At 69.3% G+C, this 16098-nt stretch carries 14 protein-coding genes and 1 rRNA gene; 8 read left to right on the top strand and 7 right to left on the bottom strand.

Annotated features, from left to right (window positions below; translation table 11 throughout):
- Positions 1 to 248: 248 nt before the first annotated feature.
- Positions 249 to 2747: an FHA domain-containing protein gene (locus ACIGA3_RS00075; RefSeq protein ID WP_399708416.1), complete on the top strand. Its 2499-nt coding sequence runs from the start codon at positions 249 to 251 to the stop codon at positions 2745 to 2747.
- A gap of 101 nt (positions 2748 to 2848) precedes the next feature.
- Here the strand turns inward: ACIGA3_RS00075 and ACIGA3_RS00070 are convergent, their stop codons facing one another.
- The 3 genes from ACIGA3_RS00070 to ACIGA3_RS00060 form a co-directional block, all read right to left on the bottom strand.
- Positions 2849 to 3601, bottom strand: coding sequence for a transglycosylase SLT domain-containing protein (locus tag ACIGA3_RS00070; protein WP_399708413.1), 753 nt, complete (start codon positions 3599 to 3601; stop codon positions 2849 to 2851).
- A gap of 323 nt (positions 3602 to 3924) precedes the next feature.
- On the bottom strand, positions 3925 to 5013 hold the full coding sequence (locus tag ACIGA3_RS00065; protein ID WP_399708410.1) for an S-adenosylmethionine:tRNA ribosyltransferase-isomerase: 1089 nt from the start codon (positions 5011 to 5013) through the stop codon (positions 3925 to 3927).
- Positions 5010 to 5705 (bottom strand): SDR family NAD(P)-dependent oxidoreductase, encoded by a 696-nt coding sequence (locus ACIGA3_RS00060; protein ID WP_399708407.1) that lies wholly within the window; start codon positions 5703 to 5705, stop codon positions 5010 to 5012. The genes ACIGA3_RS00065 and ACIGA3_RS00060 overlap by 4 nt, the downstream gene beginning before the upstream one ends.
- Before the next feature lie 242 nt (positions 5706 to 5947).
- On the opposite strand from ACIGA3_RS00060, the gene ACIGA3_RS00055 reads away from it, so the two are divergent.
- Entirely contained in the window at positions 5948 to 7093 is a 1146-nt protein-coding gene (locus ACIGA3_RS00055; protein WP_399708404.1) for a GAF domain-containing sensor histidine kinase, read from the top strand.
- Positions 7086 to 7727: a response regulator gene (locus ACIGA3_RS00050; RefSeq protein ID WP_399708401.1), complete on the top strand. Its 642-nt coding sequence runs from the start codon at positions 7086 to 7088 to the stop codon at positions 7725 to 7727. Before ACIGA3_RS00055 ends, ACIGA3_RS00050 begins: the two co-directional genes overlap by 8 nt.
- Positions 7728 to 7744: 17 nt before the next feature.
- Here ACIGA3_RS00050 and ACIGA3_RS00045 read toward each other — a convergent pair whose 3' ends face one another.
- Positions 7745 to 8533, bottom strand: coding sequence for a hypothetical protein (locus ACIGA3_RS00045; protein ID WP_399708398.1), 789 nt, complete (start codon positions 8531 to 8533; stop codon positions 7745 to 7747).
- 150 nt (positions 8534 to 8683) lie between these two features.
- Here ACIGA3_RS00045 and ACIGA3_RS00040 point away from each other — a divergent pair, with 150 nt between their 5' ends.
- From ACIGA3_RS00040 to ACIGA3_RS00030, 3 genes are all read left to right on the top strand, one after another.
- On the top strand, positions 8684 to 9475 hold the full coding sequence (locus ACIGA3_RS00040) for an ABC transporter ATP-binding protein (protein ID WP_399708395.1): 792 nt from the start codon (positions 8684 to 8686) through the stop codon (positions 9473 to 9475).
- 72 nt (positions 9476 to 9547) lie between these two features.
- Positions 9548 to 9979 (top strand): NfeD family protein, encoded by a 432-nt coding sequence (locus ACIGA3_RS00035; RefSeq protein ID WP_399708392.1) that lies wholly within the window; start codon positions 9548 to 9550, stop codon positions 9977 to 9979.
- Between the two features lie 164 nt (positions 9980 to 10143).
- Entirely contained in the window at positions 10144 to 11106 is a 963-nt protein-coding gene (locus ACIGA3_RS00030) for an SPFH domain-containing protein (RefSeq protein ID WP_399708389.1), read from the top strand.
- A gap of 75 nt (positions 11107 to 11181) precedes the next feature.
- Here the strand turns inward: ACIGA3_RS00030 and ACIGA3_RS00025 are convergent, their stop codons facing one another.
- The 3 genes from ACIGA3_RS00025 to ACIGA3_RS00015 form a co-directional block, all read right to left on the bottom strand.
- Positions 11182 to 11691 (bottom strand): HNH endonuclease, encoded by a 510-nt coding sequence (locus tag ACIGA3_RS00025; RefSeq protein WP_399708386.1) that lies wholly within the window; start codon positions 11689 to 11691, stop codon positions 11182 to 11184.
- A 144-nt stretch (positions 11692 to 11835) separates the two neighbouring features.
- The gene (locus tag ACIGA3_RS00020; protein WP_399708384.1) at positions 11836 to 12375 is read right to left on the bottom strand and encodes a YbhB/YbcL family Raf kinase inhibitor-like protein; all 540 of its coding nucleotides are present in this window, start codon (positions 12373 to 12375) and stop codon (positions 11836 to 11838) included.
- A 43-nt stretch (positions 12376 to 12418) separates the two neighbouring features.
- A complete protein-coding gene (locus ACIGA3_RS00015) occupies positions 12419 to 13201 on the bottom strand; it encodes a sporulation protein (protein WP_399708381.1) in 783 nt (260 codons plus the stop codon).
- A gap of 101 nt (positions 13202 to 13302) precedes the next feature.
- Here ACIGA3_RS00015 and ACIGA3_RS00010 point away from each other — a divergent pair, with 101 nt between their 5' ends.
- Both ACIGA3_RS00010 and ACIGA3_RS00005 read left to right on the top strand, forming a co-directional pair.
- Positions 13303 to 13944: a DNA-3-methyladenine glycosylase gene (locus ACIGA3_RS00010; RefSeq protein ID WP_399708378.1), complete on the top strand. Its 642-nt coding sequence runs from the start codon at positions 13303 to 13305 to the stop codon at positions 13942 to 13944.
- A gap of 613 nt (positions 13945 to 14557) precedes the next feature.
- Positions 14558 to 16083 (top strand): 16S ribosomal RNA (locus tag ACIGA3_RS00005).
- Positions 16084 to 16098: the final 15 nt, after the last annotated feature.

The following is a 16098-nucleotide window of genomic DNA, read 5'->3' as shown; positions in this document are numbered from 1 at the left end:
CTATGGCCTGGTCACCGGCACCTAAGTCCCGTGCTCGGGGCCGCCGTTGGACGGCCGGTCGGCGGGCCCGTGTCCCAGTCGGGGTCAAATACCCCCCTCCGCACCGGTATCCGCCCCCCGAACCGTCTGCGCACACACGCCCGACTACCAGTTGGGGGCCCGCGCCTGGAATAGTTCCCCACGATGTTCGACATCCCTAGACTCCCCGTGTCGGGGGCAATTCGGGGGACAACTCAGTGGGGCATGGAGTGCCGGAACTCGTACTGGAAACAAACGGACAGACCTGGACGCTCGATCCGTCCAGGTCTTACGCCCTCGGACGTGATCCGCAGGGCGACATCGTCTTCGACGACGCCAGGGTGTCCTGGCGACACGCCACGGTCCGTTTCAACGGCCACACCTGGGTCATCGAGGACCACGGCAGCACCAACGGCACCTTCGTGCAGGGCCACCGCGTGGGCCAGACGGAGCTGGGCGCCGGCACGGCCGTGCACCTCGGCAACGCGACCGACGGCCCGCGGCTGAACCTGACGGCGGCCGACGCCGCGCAGGCCGCGCCGTACGCAGCCCAGTCCGCGACCTGGGCCCAGCAGACCCAGGCCGTACCGCAGGCGGCGGCGCAGCCGCAGGCCGCCGAGTGGCACAGCGGCCCGCAGCAGGCCCCGGCCTTCCCGCACCAGCAGGGCGGCGCCCCCGGCACGCCCGAGCAGGCCGCCCACGGCGACCGCAGCCCGACCACGTTCCACCAGTTCGCCCTCGGCCATGTCATGCGCATCGGCCGTTCGCTCGACAACGACCTCGTCGTCTCCGACCTCCAGGTCTCCCGGCACCACGCCGAGTTCCAGACGACGCCCGAGGGCCGCTTCGAGATCCGCGACCTCGGCTCCCACAACGGCACGTACGTCAACGGCCAGCCGATCGCCAAGGGCGGCACCGCGGTCCTCGGCCCGGACGACATCGTCGGCGTCGGCCACTCGGCCTTCCGCATCGTCGGCGACCGGCTCGAGGAGTTCGTCGACACCGGTGAGGTGTCCTTCTCCGCCCGCCACCTCACCGTCACGGTCGACGGCGGCAAGCAGATCCTGCGGGACGTGTCCTTCGGTGCCCCCGAGAAGTCCCTGATCGCGGTCATCGGCCCGTCCGGCTCCGGCAAGTCCACCCTGCTCAAGGCGCTCACCGGCTACCGCCCCGCCAACGAGGGCGAGGTGCTCTACGACAACCGGAACCTGTACAAGCAGTTCGCCGAGCTGCGTCAGCGCATCGGCCTGGTCCCGCAGGACGACATCCTGCACAAGGAGCTGAGCGTACGGAAGGCGCTGAAGTACGCGGCCAAGCTGCGCTTCCCCGCCGACACCACGCCCGCCGAGCGCGACGCCCGCATCGACGAGGTGCTGCGCGAGCTGAAGCTCGACATCCACAAGAACAAGAAGATCACGTCCCTCTCCGGCGGCCAGCGCAAGCGCGTCTCCGTCGCCCTGGAGCTGCTGACCAAGCCCTCGCTGATCTTCCTGGACGAGCCGACGTCGGGCCTGGACCCCGGCATGGACCGCGATGTCATGCAGCTGCTGCGCGGCCTCGCCGACGACGGCCGCACGGTCCTGGTCGTCACCCACTCCGTCGCCGAGCTGGCACTCTGCGACAAGCTGCTGGTGATGGCGCCGGGCGGCGCGGTGGCCTACTTCGGCCCGCCGGAGGAGGCGCTGAACTTCTTCGGCTACGACACCTGGGCCGACATCTTCTCCGCCTTCGAGAACTACCGCGACTACGACTGGGCGGGCCGCTGGAAGGGCTCGCAGCACTACCAGATGTACGCCGCCGACCTCGACGCGGTCGCCGCCCAGTCCGTCACCGCGCCCCCGCCGCAGGCGGTCAAGCCGCCCAAGCCGCAGAGCTGGGGCTCCCAGCTGCTGACGCTGGTCCGGCGGTACGTGGCGGTCATCGGCTCAGACAAGGGCTTCCTGGCGCTGACGGTGATCCTGCCGGCCGTGCTCGGCGCGGTCAGCCTGCTGATCGACCACGAGAAGGGGCTGCTGGTCAACCCGGTCAACCCCAGGACCGGCCTGCACGTACCGAACGGCACGGCGACGACCGTCCTGCTGATCCTCGCGGTCGGCGCCTGCTTCGCGGGCGCGGCGAACTCGGTCCGCGAGCTGATCAAGGAGCGGGTGATCTACGAGCGGGAGCGTGCGACCGGCCTGTCCCGCTCGGCCTACCTGATGTCCAAGGTGGTCGTCCTGGGCGCCGTCACGGTGCTCCAGGGCCTGATGGTGGGCCTGATCGGCTTCGCCAGCCGGGAGATCCCGGACCGGGGAGTCGTCTTCGGCGGCTCGACGCTGTTCGAGCTGTGCCTGCCGATCATGGCGCTGGGCTTCACTTCGATGATGTTCGGCCTGGTCATCTCGTCGCTGGTGAAGACCGCGGAGAAGACCATGCCGCTGCTGGTGATGTTCGCGATCATCCAGGTCGTGTTCACCGGCTGCCTGTTCACCCTGCACGGCACGCCCGGTGTCAACGAGTTCTCGTATCTGATGCCGTCCCGCTGGGCGGTGGCCGCGGCCGGCACCACGCTGGACTTCAACAACATCGCGCCGAACAATGACGACCCGACCAGCACCGACCCGCTGTGGGACCACTCGGCGGCGGCCTGGGGCATGGACATGGTCGCGTTGATCGCGCTCGGGGTGGCCTGCGGCTTCCTCGTCTCGCGCTTCCTGCGGCGGCACGAGCCCGAGGTCATGCGCAAGTAACGGCGCCTTTCGAGGGCCTGCGGTTTTCCGAGAGTCACGTGAAGGGCGGCACCCCGTTCGGGTGCCGCCCTTCCGCGCCGTCTCAGAGGTCCGCGCCGACCTCAGTACGCGCTGTTGACGTTGTCGATCGTGCCGTACCGGTGCGCCGCGTAGTTGGCGGCGGCGGTGATGTTGGCGACCGGGTCGTAGATGTTCCAGGAGGTGCCCTTCACGTGGTACGTGGAGAACGTCGGCGGGATCACCTGGAGAAGACCCTTGGACGGGACGCCGTTGATGGCGTTGATGTCCCAGCCGTTGATGGCACGCGGGTTGCCCGAGGACTCACGCATGATGTTCTTGTGCAGGCCGTGGTAGCTGCCCGGGATGCCCTTGGCGTGCATGATGTCGAGGGACTGGCGGATCCAGCCGTCGAGGTTGTTGCGGTAGGTCTTCGCGGCGACCGTCTCCATCTGGGGACGCTTCGCGGACCGGTTCGCGGTCTCCTTGGCGGAGCGCGACTCGGTGGCCTTGCGCTCGGCGGCCTTCTTCTTCGCGGCGTCGGCGGTGTGCTGCTTCGCGGCAGCGGCCTTCTGCTTGGCCTCGATGGAGTCGAGCTTGACCTTCTCGCTCGTCAGCGGGCTGCTGAGCGTGGCGTCGAGGTCACGGACCTGGCTGTGCTCGGCCGCCACCTGCTTGGTGGACGCGGCCGGGACACCGGTGGCCACGGTCGCGGCGCCGCCGGGGACGGCGGACAGCGCGATGGCGGCGGCACCGAGGGTGCTGACACCGGCGATGGCGATCTTGTGCTGCTTGTTCAGCGCGGAGAACTTCTCGAGCGGACGACTGAGACGACGATTCAGGATGTTCTTAGGCATAGCTTGATGGACCTCTTCGAATAGCGCGGAGGTCGCTCTCGCATCCGCCGGGGGAATCGGTTCCTCCAGCACGAACGCCGCGGGGTGAACCGCGGCGCTGAGCGACATGAGCAATTCTTAGCGGCCGCAAAATGCCCTGGCAATGATGTGACGTACGAAGCGCGGTAGTGGATCAGGTCTGGGTAAAACGGGACAGATCAGCCCATCCGCCCCGTTCATCTAGGGGTACTCTGTCTCCTATGTCCGTTCGTAAGTGATGTGCGCCCTATGCGAGGGCTCACACCGGTACGGGCCTGATGTCACTCAGAGGTCGCGGCGTGCTGCTATGCGTAAGCAAACCCTTCGGGCAGCAGTAGATGGGCATCCCCGAACTCGTGCCACAGGTACCGACCGCGCACCGCCTCGGCGTACGCCCGGCGCACCGCGGCCTCTCCGGCCACCGCCTGAAGCATCAGCAGATGCGACGCCTCCGGCTCGTGCAGCCCGGTCAGCAGCCCGTCCACCACCCGCACCCCACGCCCCGGCGTGACCACCAGATCCGTCCACCCGGCGGCCGCCCGCACCACCCCGTCAGGCCCCGCGGCCGACTCCACCGCCCGCACCGCCGTCGTCCCCACCGCGATCACCCGCCCGCCCCCGGCCCGCGCCGCCCCGAGCAACCGCGCCGACGCCTCCGGCACCGCGAACCGCTCCGGATACGGCGGCTCGTGCGCCTCCGCCGACGCCACCCCCGTGTCCAGCCGCACCGGAGCGAACCACACCCCCCGGCTCACCAGCTCCGCCACCAGCCGCGCCGTGAACGGCCGTGCCGCACTCGGCATCTCCGCACTGCCGGTCCCGTCCGGCGAAGGCAACGCGAACACCGTCTGGTACGCCGACAGCGGCTGGTCCCGCTCCGTGTACGCGTACCGGATCGGCCGCCCGTGCTCCCGCAGCACCCGCGCCACGGAAGCGCCCACCGCCCGCGCCCACCACAGCCGCTCCCCGCCCCCGTCCAGCGGCTCCTCCAGGACCAGCCGCGTCCCGCCCGGCAGCCACACCTTCGTCTGCGCGGGCCCGCCCGCCCGCGCGCGCGTTGTACCTCGTCCGTCCGGTTCCCGTACCTCGACCGCCCACCGCCCGTCGTCCCCGCGCGTGGAGAAGTGCACCACCACGCGCGCGTGCCCGATCCGCCCGTTCACCGCCGCCGCCCGCGTGGACGAGGTGTTCACCACCAGCACGTCCCCGGCCCGCAGCAGCCCCGGCAGCTCACCGAACCCGTGATGCGACACCGCCGTCCCGCGCGACACCAGCAGCCGTACGGCGCCCCGGTCCAGCCCCGGCCCCCGCTGCTCGGCCGGAACCCGCGCGGACAACTCCTCGGGCACCTGCCACGCCCCGGCCACCCCGCCGACCCCCGCCGCCGGGCTCACCGGCCCACCGCCGGCGCCGAGGCCGTGTACCGCCCGCTCGCGGGCCGCTCGTCCAGCAGCCGCAGGAACGCCGGTACGACCGCGCCGGGCTCCGGCCGCGGGTCCGGATCGTCCGGCACGGCCGCCGCGTACAGGTCCGTCGCCATGTCGCCGGGGTCCACCGCCCACACCCGCAACGCCGGCTCCTCCACGCCCAGCACCGCCATCAGCCGGTCCAGCGCCGCCTTGGAGGCGCCGTACCCGCCCCACGTCCCGTACGCCTCCACCGCCGCATCCGAGCTGACCGCGATCACGGCACCCGAAGCCGACGCCCGCAGCGGCTCCAGCGCCTCCTGGACCAGGCCGAGCGCCGCCACCACGTTCACCTCCAGCGCCCGGCGCAGCCCCGCCGGCGGCAGCTCCGCCAGTGGCACCAGCGGCTCGGCGCCCAGCGCGGACGCGTTGCTCACCAGCAGATCCACGCCGCCCAGCCCCCGCGCGGCCGCCACCAGCGCGGCCCGGTGCGCGCCGTCCGTCACATCACCGGCCAGCGCCACCACCCGCACCCCGAACCCGGCCACCTCCTCCTCGGCCACCCGCAACGGACCCGCGCCCCGCGCGTCCAGCACCAGATCCCAGCCCCGCGCGGCCAGCGCCCCGGCAAGTGCCCGCCCCAGCCCCTTCGACGCCCCCGTGACGATCGCCACCGGCATGAGAACCATCCCCTCGCAGTCGGCCGCCCCCGGCGGGCGGTCATCCACAACCTAGGAACGGCACCGCCCCGCCCACCTCGGCCGCGAGCCGCAGAACCCGAGGTCCCTTGGGCGTACGCCACCCGGCCGGGGCCACGAGCCCCAGTCCCGAGGACCTACGCCCGCCGCCCTAGGCCCAGCGGCCCGGTGACCGCTGTCCACAGGCCGATCCGGCCGTCGCACCTCGCCGGTACCGTGAGGGCATGAGTCAAGGTCCCGGGTCCGGTCTCGCCGCGGTGAGCTCCGCGCTGCTGGCCATGAGCAGGCATCTGGAGGTGCGCGACGTCCTCAAGACGATCGTCGCCTCCGCCCGCGAGCTGCTCGACGCCCAGTACGCGGCCCTCGGCGTCCCCGACGACCACGGGGGCTTCGCCCAGTTCGTCGTCGACGGCGTCAGCGACGCGCAGTGGAAGGCCATCGGCCCGCTGCCCCGCCAGCACGGCATCCTCGCCGCCATGCTGCGCGAGGGCCGCCCGGTGCGCCTGGGCGACGTGCGCGAGGACCCCCGCTTCGAGGGCTGGCCGGACGCCCACCCCGAACTGGCCGACTTCCTCGGCCTGCCCATCCGGGACGGGGACGAGATCATCGGCGCCCTCTTCCTGGCCAACAAGAACTGCCCCAAACCACAAGGCGGTTGCGGCTTCACCGAGGAGGACCAGTCCCTCCTCGGCATCCTCGCCCAGCACGCCGCCATCGCCCTCACCAACGCCCGCCTCTACGAGCGCAGCCGCGAGCTGACCATCGCGGAGGAACGCTCCCGCCTCGCCCACGAACTCCACGACGCCGTGAGCCAGAAGCTGTTCTCGCTGCGCCTGACCGCCCAGGCCGCCACCGCCCTAGTCGACCGCGACCCCTCCCGCGCCAAGGAGGAACTCCACCAGGTCGCCGCCCTCGCCGCCGAAGCCGCCGAAGAACTGCGCGCCGCCGTGGTCGAGTTGCGCCCCGCCGCCCTGGACGAGGACGGCCTCCTCGCCACCCTGCGCACCCAGATCCAGGTCCTCGACCGCGCCCACACCGCCCGCGTCACCTTCACCGGCCACGGCTTCCGCGCCCTGCCCGCCGCCCAGGAGGAAGCCCTGCTGAGAGTCGCCCAGGAAGCCCTGCACAACGCCCTGCGCCACTCCGGCGCCGAGCACGTCCATGTCGACGTGGAACGGCGTGGCCGGGGAGCCCTCCTCCGCGTCACCGACGACGGCTGCGGCTTCGACCCCACCGCCGTCCGCCGCGCCGGACGCCACCTCGGCCTGGTCTCGATGCGGGACCGGGCGAGCGGCGCCGGCGGCACGCTCACCGTGGAATCGGCGCCCGGCAAGGGCACCGGGATAGAGATGGAGGTGCCCGGTGGATGACCCGATCAGGGTGCTGCTCGTCGACGACCACCAGGTCGTCCGCCGCGGCCTGCGCACCTTCCTGGAGGTACAGGACGACATCGAGGTGGTCGGCGAGGCCGCCGACGGCGCCGAGGGAGTCGCCCGCGCCGAGGAGCTGCGGCCCGCCGTGATCCTGATGGACGTCCGCATGCCGGGCACCGACGGCATCGACGCCCTGCGCAAGCTCCGCGAACTCGGCAACCCGGCCCGCGTGCTGATCGTCACCAGCTTCACCGAGCGGCGTACCGTCGTCCCGGCCCTGCGCGCGGGCGCCGCCGGGTACGTCTACAAGGACGTGGACCCCGACGCCCTCGCCGCCGCCATCCGCTCCGTGCACGCCGGCCACGTCCTGCTCCAGCCCGAGGTGGCCGACGCAATCCTCACCCAGGAAGAGGCCAACTCGGGCCAGGGCAGGGGAGGTTCACTCACCGAACGGGAGCGCGAGGTGCTCGGCCTCATCGCCGACGGCCGCTCCAACCGGGAGATAGCCCGCGCCCTGGTCCTCTCCGAGAAGACCGTCAAGACGCACGTCTCCAACATCCTGATGAAACTCGACCTCGCCGACCGTACCCAGGCCGCGCTGTGGGCCGTACGCCACGAAGCGAGCGGCTGAGCAGCGCCCGAGGCCCGTCAGCGCACCCCCCGCTCCCGCTCCTCCACCACGGAGTTGTACGCCGCCACCCGCGCCCGCCGGGCCGTCCGCTCCACCGGGCGCAGCGCCTCGGCGCGCGAGGCCATCTCCGAGGCACTCACCGCACCCCCGTGCCCCCGCTCCTGAGCCAGCGAGACCAGCAGCCCCACCCGCCCCGCCAGCTCCAACACCCGTGCCGCACGCGGCGGATACCCCGGCGCCAGCACCTCCCCGTCCCGCTCGGCCCGCGCCCGGTACGCGTCGATCGCCGCGGCGGCCACCGGCCCCGACCCGGCCACGTCCAGCCGGGAGAGCACCTCGGTGGCCTCCCGCAGCGCCTCCGCCAGCTCCCGCTCCGCCTCACCGAGCGAGGGCACATCGGCCGGCGGGGCCTCCCGTACCTCAAGCACGTGCCACACCACCTCCACGTGCACATCGCCCGCCGGCCCCGCCTCGGAGACCTCCGGCACCAGCCCGAAGGCGGCCCCGGTGCAGATCACCGCCTCCCCGGCGGCCAGCGCCCGTGCGTTGAACTCCGGCGGACCGCTCAGGCCCAGCGGATGCCCCGGCGCGGGCAGCGCCACCCGCAGTCCGCTCACCCCGAGCGCCCGCAGCCGGCCCAGCGCCAACGTGAGCCCCACCACCCCGTTCTCACCGGGCAGTCCGGCCACCCGGTGCACCGCGTCCTCGCCCACAGCGGCGAGTACGGCGTCATCCGGCGAGACAAGTCCGGCCAACAGGGCATTTCCCCATGCGGCAAGGCGTCCTGAACGCGGTTCCGTGAGCATGCCCCCACCCTAAGGACCGGACCGATGGAATGGAGCGGGGCACTCGTGGCGTAGATTTCATATGGGCTGCGCCCATCGGCGCGGCGGACCGAGCCACAGGCGTAAGCGACAGCCGAGACCGGCCACAACGCAAGGGGAGACAACGCGCTCATGAGCGATGTTCTGGAGCTTCAGGACGTATCCGTGGTCCGTGAGGGCCGGGCTCTGGTGGACCAGGTCTCCTGGTCGGTCAAGGAGGGCGAGCGCTGGGTCATCCTCGGCCCCAACGGCGCCGGCAAGACCACCCTCCTCAACGTCGCGTCCAGCTACCTCTTCCCCACCACCGGCACCGCCACCATCCTCGGCGACACCCTCGGCAAGGTCGACGTCTTCGAACTGCGCCCCCGCATCGGCGTGGCCGGCATCGCCATGGCCGAGAAGCTCCCCAAGAGCCAGACCGTCCTCCAGACCGTCCTCACCGCCGCCTACGGCATGACCGCGGGCTGGCAGGAGGAGTACGAGGACGTCGACGAACAGCGCGCCCGTGCCTTCCTCGACCGCCTCGGCATGAGCGACTTCCTCGACCGCCGCTTCGGCACCCTCTCCGAGGGCGAGCGCAAGCGCACCCTGATCGCCCGCGCCCTGATGACCGACCCCGAGCTGCTCCTCCTCGACGAGCCCGCCGCCGGACTCGACCTCGGCGGCCGCGAGGACCTCGTCCGCCGCCTCGGCCGGCTCGCCCGCGACCCCATCGCGCCCTCCATGATCATGGTCACCCACCATGTCGAGGAGATCGCCCCCGGCTTCACCCACGTCCTCATGATCCGCCAGGGCAAGGTGCTCGCCGCCGGACCGATCGAGCTGGAACTGACCTCCCGCAACCTCTCCCGCTGCTTCGGCCTCCCCCTCGTCGTCGAGCAGGCCGGCGAGCGCTGGACCGCGCGCGGCCTCCCGCTGGGCTGACCCGCTCCTTTCGGCCACCACCGGTCCGTTCGCACCCTGTCGGCGGTCCGGCCCCGGACCTACCATGACCGTGTGAACGACATAGACGCATGGGTGTGGTGGCTCGTCGTCGCCGTGGCCCTCGGAATCCCGCTCGTCGTCACCGCCATGCCCGAGTTCGGCATGCTCGCGGTCGGAGCGCTGGTGGCCGCGGGCGCGGCCGGACTCGGCTTCGGCATCGTCGTGCAGGTCCTCGCCTTCGTGATCGTCTCGGTCGCGCTCATCGCCGTGGTCCGCCCCATCGCGGCCCGCCACGGCAGCCGGCGACCCCACCTGCCCACCGGGATCGACGCGTTGAAGGGAAAACAGGCCGTCGTCCTCGAACGGGTCGACGGCTCCGGCGGACGCGTCAAACTCGCCGGGGAGATCTGGTCGGCCCGCGCCCTCGACACCGCCCGCGCCTACGACGTCGGCCAGGAGGTGGACGTCGTGGACATCGAGGGAGCCACCGCGATCGTCATCTGAGGGCGCCCGGCCCGGACCTGACCTCGCACGACTCAACTGAACCGAACAGCACACGAGTTGCCGGACGGTCTGTCAGACTCGACCGGCAAGATCTTTCACAGCATCCTTCACAGCCACGACATCCGCCGCGGGCACCGATGCGGAGAGGGGATACGGGGAACACGATGGAACCGGTCATCATCGTCCTGGTCATTCTGGTGGTGTTGGTCTTCATCGCCCTGATCAAGACCATCCAGGTCATCCCACAGGCCAGCGCCGCCATCGTCGAGCGCTTCGGCCGCTACACACGCACCCTGAACGCGGGCCTCAACATCGTCGTCCCGTTCATCGACACCATCCGCAACCGCATCGACCTGCGCGAACAGGTCGTGCCGTTCCCGCCCCAGCCGGTGATCACCCAGGACAACCTGGTGGTCAACATCGACACCGTCATCTACTACCAGGTCACCGACGCCCGAGCCGCCACCTACGAGGTCGCCAGCTACATCCAGGCGATCGAGCAGCTCACCGTCACCACACTGCGCAACATCATCGGTGGCATGGACCTGGAGCGGACCCTGACCTCCCGCGAGGAGATCAACGCGGCCCTGCGCGGGGTACTGGACGAGGCCACCGGCAAGTGGGGCATCCGCGTCAACCGCGTCGAGCTGAAGGCCATCGAGCCGCCCACCTCCATCCAGGACTCGATGGAGAAGCAGATGCGCGCCGACCGCGACAAGCGCGCCGCCATCCTCACCGCCGAAGGCACGCGCCAGGCCGCCATCCTCACCGCCGAGGGCGAGAAGCAGTCCCAGATCCTGCGCGCCGAGGGCGAGGCCAAGGCCGCCGCGCTCCGCGCCGAGGGCGAGGCCCAGGCCGTCCGCACCGTCTTCGAGGCCATCCACGCCGGTGACCCCGACCAGAAGCTGCTCTCCTACCAGTACCTCCAGATGCTCCCGAAGATCGCCGAGGGCAACGCCAACAAGCTCTGGATCGTCCCCAGCGAGATCGGCGACGCCCTCAAGGGCCTCTCCGGAGCCATGGGCAACTTCGGCAACCTGGGCGGAGGCGGCGGAGGCGGTGGCGCCGTACCCCAGCAGAACAAGGGGACGGGCACCGACCGCCGCGAGAAGCCGTCGATCGACTGAGCCGTCACGACACCCGGCCACGAGAAGGGGCCCGCCCTCCCGACTCGGGAGAGCGGGCCCCTTCTCGTGTATGGCCTACGCAGCGGCCGGCGGCGCCAGCCACTCCGGCAGCGCGGCGAAGTCGTCCGACCCCAGCGCCAGCAGCATCGCGTCCGACGGTGTCGGCTCGAACGGCTGCCGCAGCAACGGCATCCCCGCCTGCTGCGGCGTCCGGTCGGCCTTGCGGTGATTGTCCTCCGCGCAGGACGCCACCGTGTTCAGCCAGGAGTCCGCACCCCCCTGCGCCCGCGGCACCACATGGTCCACCGTGCTCGCCGCCCGCCCGCAGTACGCGCAGCGGTGCCGGTCCCGCACCAGCACACCCCGCCTCGACCACGGCGCTTGTCTTCGGAACGGCACCCTTACGTATCTGCACAGCCGGATCACCCTCGGCGCCGGCATGTCCACCGCCGTGCCGCGCATCCGCAGCCCGATGTGCGCCTGCTCCACCACCGCCTTGTCCTGGAGCACCAGCACGACGGCGCGGTTCACCGTCACCGTCGACAGCGGCTCGAAACTCGCGTTCAGGACCAACGTGCCACGCATCCCGCCCACCTCCCGTGCGCCTGTCCGCACCCCCGGCGGACCTGGATCAACTCTGGACGGGCGGATCGAGATGGACAACGAAATAAAAAGCGCCCGCCCCTGATCAATTCCAAGACCAGGGGCGGGCAAACACCGAAGGGGCACTCAGCCCTGCGCGGGAATCTCGTACTCCCCGATGAGCTGGGCGCGCGCCAGCGTGTGGAAGCGCAGATTGAAGCCGACGACCGCCGGAGTGGCGTCCGCGCCGATCCCCAGCTTGTCCTCGTCCACCGCGTACACCGTGAACACGTACCGGTGCGGACCGTCGCCGGGCGGCGGGGCCGCGCCGCCGAACTCCTTCGAGCCGTAGTCGTTGCGCGCCTGCACGGCGCCCTTGGGCAGCCCCGCGAAGTCACCGCTGCCCGCGCCCGCCGGCAGCTCCGTCACCGACGCCGGGATGTCGAAGACGACCCAGTGCCAGAATCCGCTGCCGGTCGGCGCGTCCGGATCGAAGCAGGTCACGGCGAAGCTCTTGGTCTCCGGCGGGAAGCCGGACCAGCTCAGCTGCGGAGAGGTGTTCCCCTCCGACTGCACCTGGGCGCCCTTCAGCGTCCCGCCCTCGGCGATGTCCTCGCTCGTCACCGTGAACGACGGCACGGGCGGATGGAAGTCATGGGGGAGCGGCCGCCGCTTCAGCTCGGTCACGTCGATACCTCCTGCTGATCGTTCCGTTTCGTGACTTCCGACCCTAGAACCAGTTCCGCTTGCTGCCGACCTCGGAAAGCCACTGGTTGAGGTAACCGGCCCAGTCGGTGGTGTGGAAGTCGTGCAGGCCCACCTGGAAGGAGCGGAAGGTGTCCGAGCCCTCGCTGAACAGCCCCGGCTTCTTGTCCATCTCCAGCACGACGTCCATCGCGTTCTCGTCGGCGACGAAGCTGATCTCGACCTGGTTCAGGCCCCGGTACTGCGACGGCGGGTGGAACTCGATCTCCTGGTAGAACGGCAGCTGCTGCCGGGTGCCCCGGATGTGGCCGCGCTCCATGTCGGCGTTCTTGAAGCGGAAGCCCAGCTGGATGAAGGCGTCCAGCAGCGCCTTCTGCGCGGGCAGCGGGTGCACGTGGATCGGGTCCAGGTCGGAGGAGTCCACCGCGCGGGCGATCTGCAGCTCGGTGGTCACCCCGATGTGCATCCCGCGCAGCTCCTGCCCGTCGATCACCGTGACGGGCGTCTCCCAGGGGATCTCCAGCCCGAACGGCACCGCGTGCACGGCCCCGGCCTGGAGCTCGAAGGCACCGCCGAGCCGCACCTTGGTGAACTCGACGTCCTGCTTGTACTCCTGGTCGCCGCTCTCCACCTCGACCCTGGCCTGGAGGCCGACGGACAGACCCTCGATGTTCTGGTTGACCGAGCCGCCCTGGATACGGACCTCGCCCTGGACGACCCCACCGGGCACCACGTTGACCTCGGTCAGCACCGTCTCGACGGACGCGCCCCCGGCCCCCAGGCTCGCGAGCAGCTTCTTGAACGCCATTGACTCTCCCTTTACGAATGGACCCTCGACCCGTACAAACGCGAATCGGCCGCAACCGGTTCCGCGGGGACGACGACGCGGCTGCACTACCCTCGGAGGGCATGATCACGCCCCCGGACCGTACGCCACTGCCTCGGGAGTTCTTCGACCGTCCCGTACTGGAGGTCGCCCCCGACCTCCTCGGCCGCCTCCTCATCCGCAGCACTCCCGACGGTCCGATAGCCCTCCGCCTCACCGAGGTGGAGGCGTACGACGGCCCGAACGACCCCGGCTCGCACGCCTACCGCGGCCGCACCCCCCGCAACGACGTGATGTTCGGCCCGCCCGGCCATGTGTACGTCTACTTCACCTACGGCATGTGGCACTGCATGAACCTCGTCTGCGGCCCCGAAGGCACGGCGAGCGGTGTCCTGCTCCGCGCGGGCGAGATCGTCGAGGGCGCCGAGCCGGCGCGCGAGCGCAGGCTTTCGGCCCGCAACGACAAGGAACTGGCCAAGGGGCCGGCCCGGCTGGCGACCGCCCTGGACATCGACCGCTCCCTCGACGGCACCGACGCCTGCACCCGGGCGGACACCCCGATCCGCATCCTCACGGGCACCCCCGTCCCGCCCGAGCAGGTACGCAGCGGCCCGAGGACCGGAGTGGCCGGCGACGGGGGAGTCCATCCCTGGCGGTTCTGGGTCGCGGACGACCCCACCGTGAGCCCCTATCGGGCCCATGCACCGAGACGCAGGTCACGTTGACTCGCCCTTGGAAGCTGCGTAATGTAGCCCGAGTCGCTTGAACCGGGTACGGCAATCGCCTGCAGCCGGAAGCGACCACCCACTACCTACGACTTCCCCTGGCGGGGATGATTTCGGCGTGCCCGCACGTCCGAATTCGACTCCGCGAGACTCGATTATGAGTCGCAGCGGAGATCGACTAACGTAGTGAATGTCGAAAGGCCGAACGGCGAAAGTCGAAAAGCCCAAGGCAATCCCACTCCGACTGGGAATCAGACGCCGAAAGGATCTGATAGAGTCGGAACCGCCGGAAAGGGAAACACGGAAGCGGAAACGCCGAAGTGAGAACCTGGAAAGCACCGAGGAAATCGGATCGGAAAACGATCTGATAGAGTCGGAAACACCGAAGGGAAGCCCGGAGGAAAGCCCGAGAGGGTGAGTACAAAGGAAGCGACCGTTCCTTGAGAACTCAACAGCGTGCCAAAAATCAACGCCAGATATGTTGATAACCCCGTCTCCAGCATCTGCTGGGACGAGGTTCCTTTGAAAAAACACAGCGAGGACGCTGTGAACCATCGGACTATTCCTCCGGTGGTTCCGCTCTCGTGTGTGTAGTCCCGATTACGGGAAAACATTCACGGAGAGTTTGATCCTGGCTCAGGACGAACGCTGGCGGCGTGCTTAACACATGCAAGTCGAACGATGAACCACTTCGGTGGGGATTAGTGGCGAACGGGTGAGTAACACGTGGGCAATCTGCCCTTCACTCTGGGACAAGCCCTGGAAACGGGGTCTAATACCGGATAACACTGCGGACCGCATGGTCTGTGGTTAAAAGCTCCGGCGGTGAAGGATGAGCCCGCGGCCTATCAGCTTGTTGGTGAGGTAATGGCTCACCAAGGCGACGACGGGTAGCCGGCCTGAGAGGGCGACCGGCCACACTGGGACTGAGACACGGCCCAGACTCCTACGGGAGGCAGCAGTGGGGAATATTGCACAATGGGCGAAAGCCTGATGCAGCGACGCCGCGTGAGGGATGACGGCCTTCGGGTTGTAAACCTCTTTCAGCAGGGAAGAAGCGAAAGTGACGGTACCTGCAGAAGAAGCGCCGGCTAACTACGTGCCAGCAGCCGCGGTAATACGTAGGGCGCAAGCGTTGTCCGGAATTATTGGGCGTAAAGAGCTCGTAGGCGGCTTGTCACGTCGATTGTGAAAGCCCGAGGCTTAACCTCGGGTCTGCAGTCGATACGGGCTAGCTAGAGTGTGGTAGGGGAGATCGGAATTCCTGGTGTAGCGGTGAAATGCGCAGATATCAGGAGGAACACCGGTGGCGAAGGCGGATCTCTGGGCCATTACTGACGCTGAGGAGCGAAAGCGTGGGGAGCGAACAGGATTAGATACCCTGGTAGTCCACGCCGTAAACGGTGGGAACTAGGTGTTGGCGACATTCCACGTCGTCGGTGCCGCAGCTAACGCATTAAGTTCCCCGCCTGGGGAGTACGGCCGCAAGGCTAAAACTCAAAGGAATTGACGGGGGCCCGCACAAGCAGCGGAGCATGTGGCTTAATTCGACGCAACGCGAAGAACCTTACCAAGGCTTGACATACACCGGAAAGCATCAGAGATGGTGCCCCCCTTGTGGTCGGTGTACAGGTGGTGCATGGCTGTCGTCAGCTCGTGTCGTGAGATGTTGGGTTAAGTCCCGCAACGAGCGCAACCCTTGTTCTGTGTTGCCAGCATGCCCTTCGGGGTGATGGGGACTCACAGGAGACTGCCGGGGTCAACTCGGAGGAAGGTGGGGACGACGTCAAGTCATCATGCCCCTTATGTCTTGGGCTGCACACGTGCTACAATGGCAGGTACAATGAGCTGCGAAGCCGTGAGGCGGAGCGAATCTCAAAAAGCCTGTCTCAGTTCGGATTGGGGTCTGCAACTCGACCCCATGAAGTCGGAGTTGCTAGTAATCGCAGATCAGCATTGCTGCGGTGAATACGTTCCCGGGCCTTGTACACACCGCCCGTCACGTCACGAAAGTCGGTAACACCCGAAGCCGGTGGCCCAACCCCTTGTGGGAGGGAGCTGTCGAAGGTGGGACTGGCGATTGGGACGAAGTCGTAACAAGGTAGCCGTACCGGAAGGTGCGGCTGGATCACCTCCTTTCTAAGGAGCACTTCT

It is taken from the genome of Streptomyces sp. NPDC085596 (assembly GCF_044541565.1).
In the GTDB taxonomy this organism is placed as follows: Bacteria; Actinomycetota; Actinomycetes; order Streptomycetales; family Streptomycetaceae; genus Streptomyces.
Note: the sequence above shows the minus strand (reverse complement) of the source record. Positions and strands in the feature narration are given on the sequence as shown.

Excerpts from the sequence above, each read along its gene's own strand:
- ACIGA3_RS00070 (WP_399708413.1), bottom strand. The coding sequence starts at position 3,601 with ATGCCTAAGAACATCCTGAATCGTCGTCTCAGTCGTCCGCTCGAGAAG.
- ACIGA3_RS00060 (WP_399708407.1), bottom strand. The coding sequence starts at position 5,705 with ATGCCGGTGGCGATCGTCACGGGGGCGTCGAAGGGGCTGGGGCGGGCA.
- ACIGA3_RS00055 (WP_399708404.1), top strand. The coding sequence starts at position 5,948 with ATGAGTCAAGGTCCCGGGTCCGGTCTCGCCGCGGTGAGCTCCGCGCTG.
- ACIGA3_RS00045 (WP_399708398.1), bottom strand. The coding sequence starts at position 8,533 with ATGCTCACGGAACCGCGTTCAGGACGCCTTGCCGCATGGGGAAATGCC.
- ACIGA3_RS00040 (WP_399708395.1), top strand. The coding sequence starts at position 8,684 with ATGAGCGATGTTCTGGAGCTTCAGGACGTATCCGTGGTCCGTGAGGGC.
- ACIGA3_RS00030 (WP_399708389.1), top strand. The coding sequence starts at position 10,144 with ATGGAACCGGTCATCATCGTCCTGGTCATTCTGGTGGTGTTGGTCTTC.
- ACIGA3_RS00025 (WP_399708386.1), bottom strand. The coding sequence starts at position 11,691 with ATGCGTGGCACGTTGGTCCTGAACGCGAGTTTCGAGCCGCTGTCGACG.
- ACIGA3_RS00015 (WP_399708381.1), bottom strand. The coding sequence starts at position 13,201 with ATGGCGTTCAAGAAGCTGCTCGCGAGCCTGGGGGCCGGGGGCGCGTCC.
- ACIGA3_RS00010 (WP_399708378.1), top strand. The coding sequence starts at position 13,303 with ATGATCACGCCCCCGGACCGTACGCCACTGCCTCGGGAGTTCTTCGAC.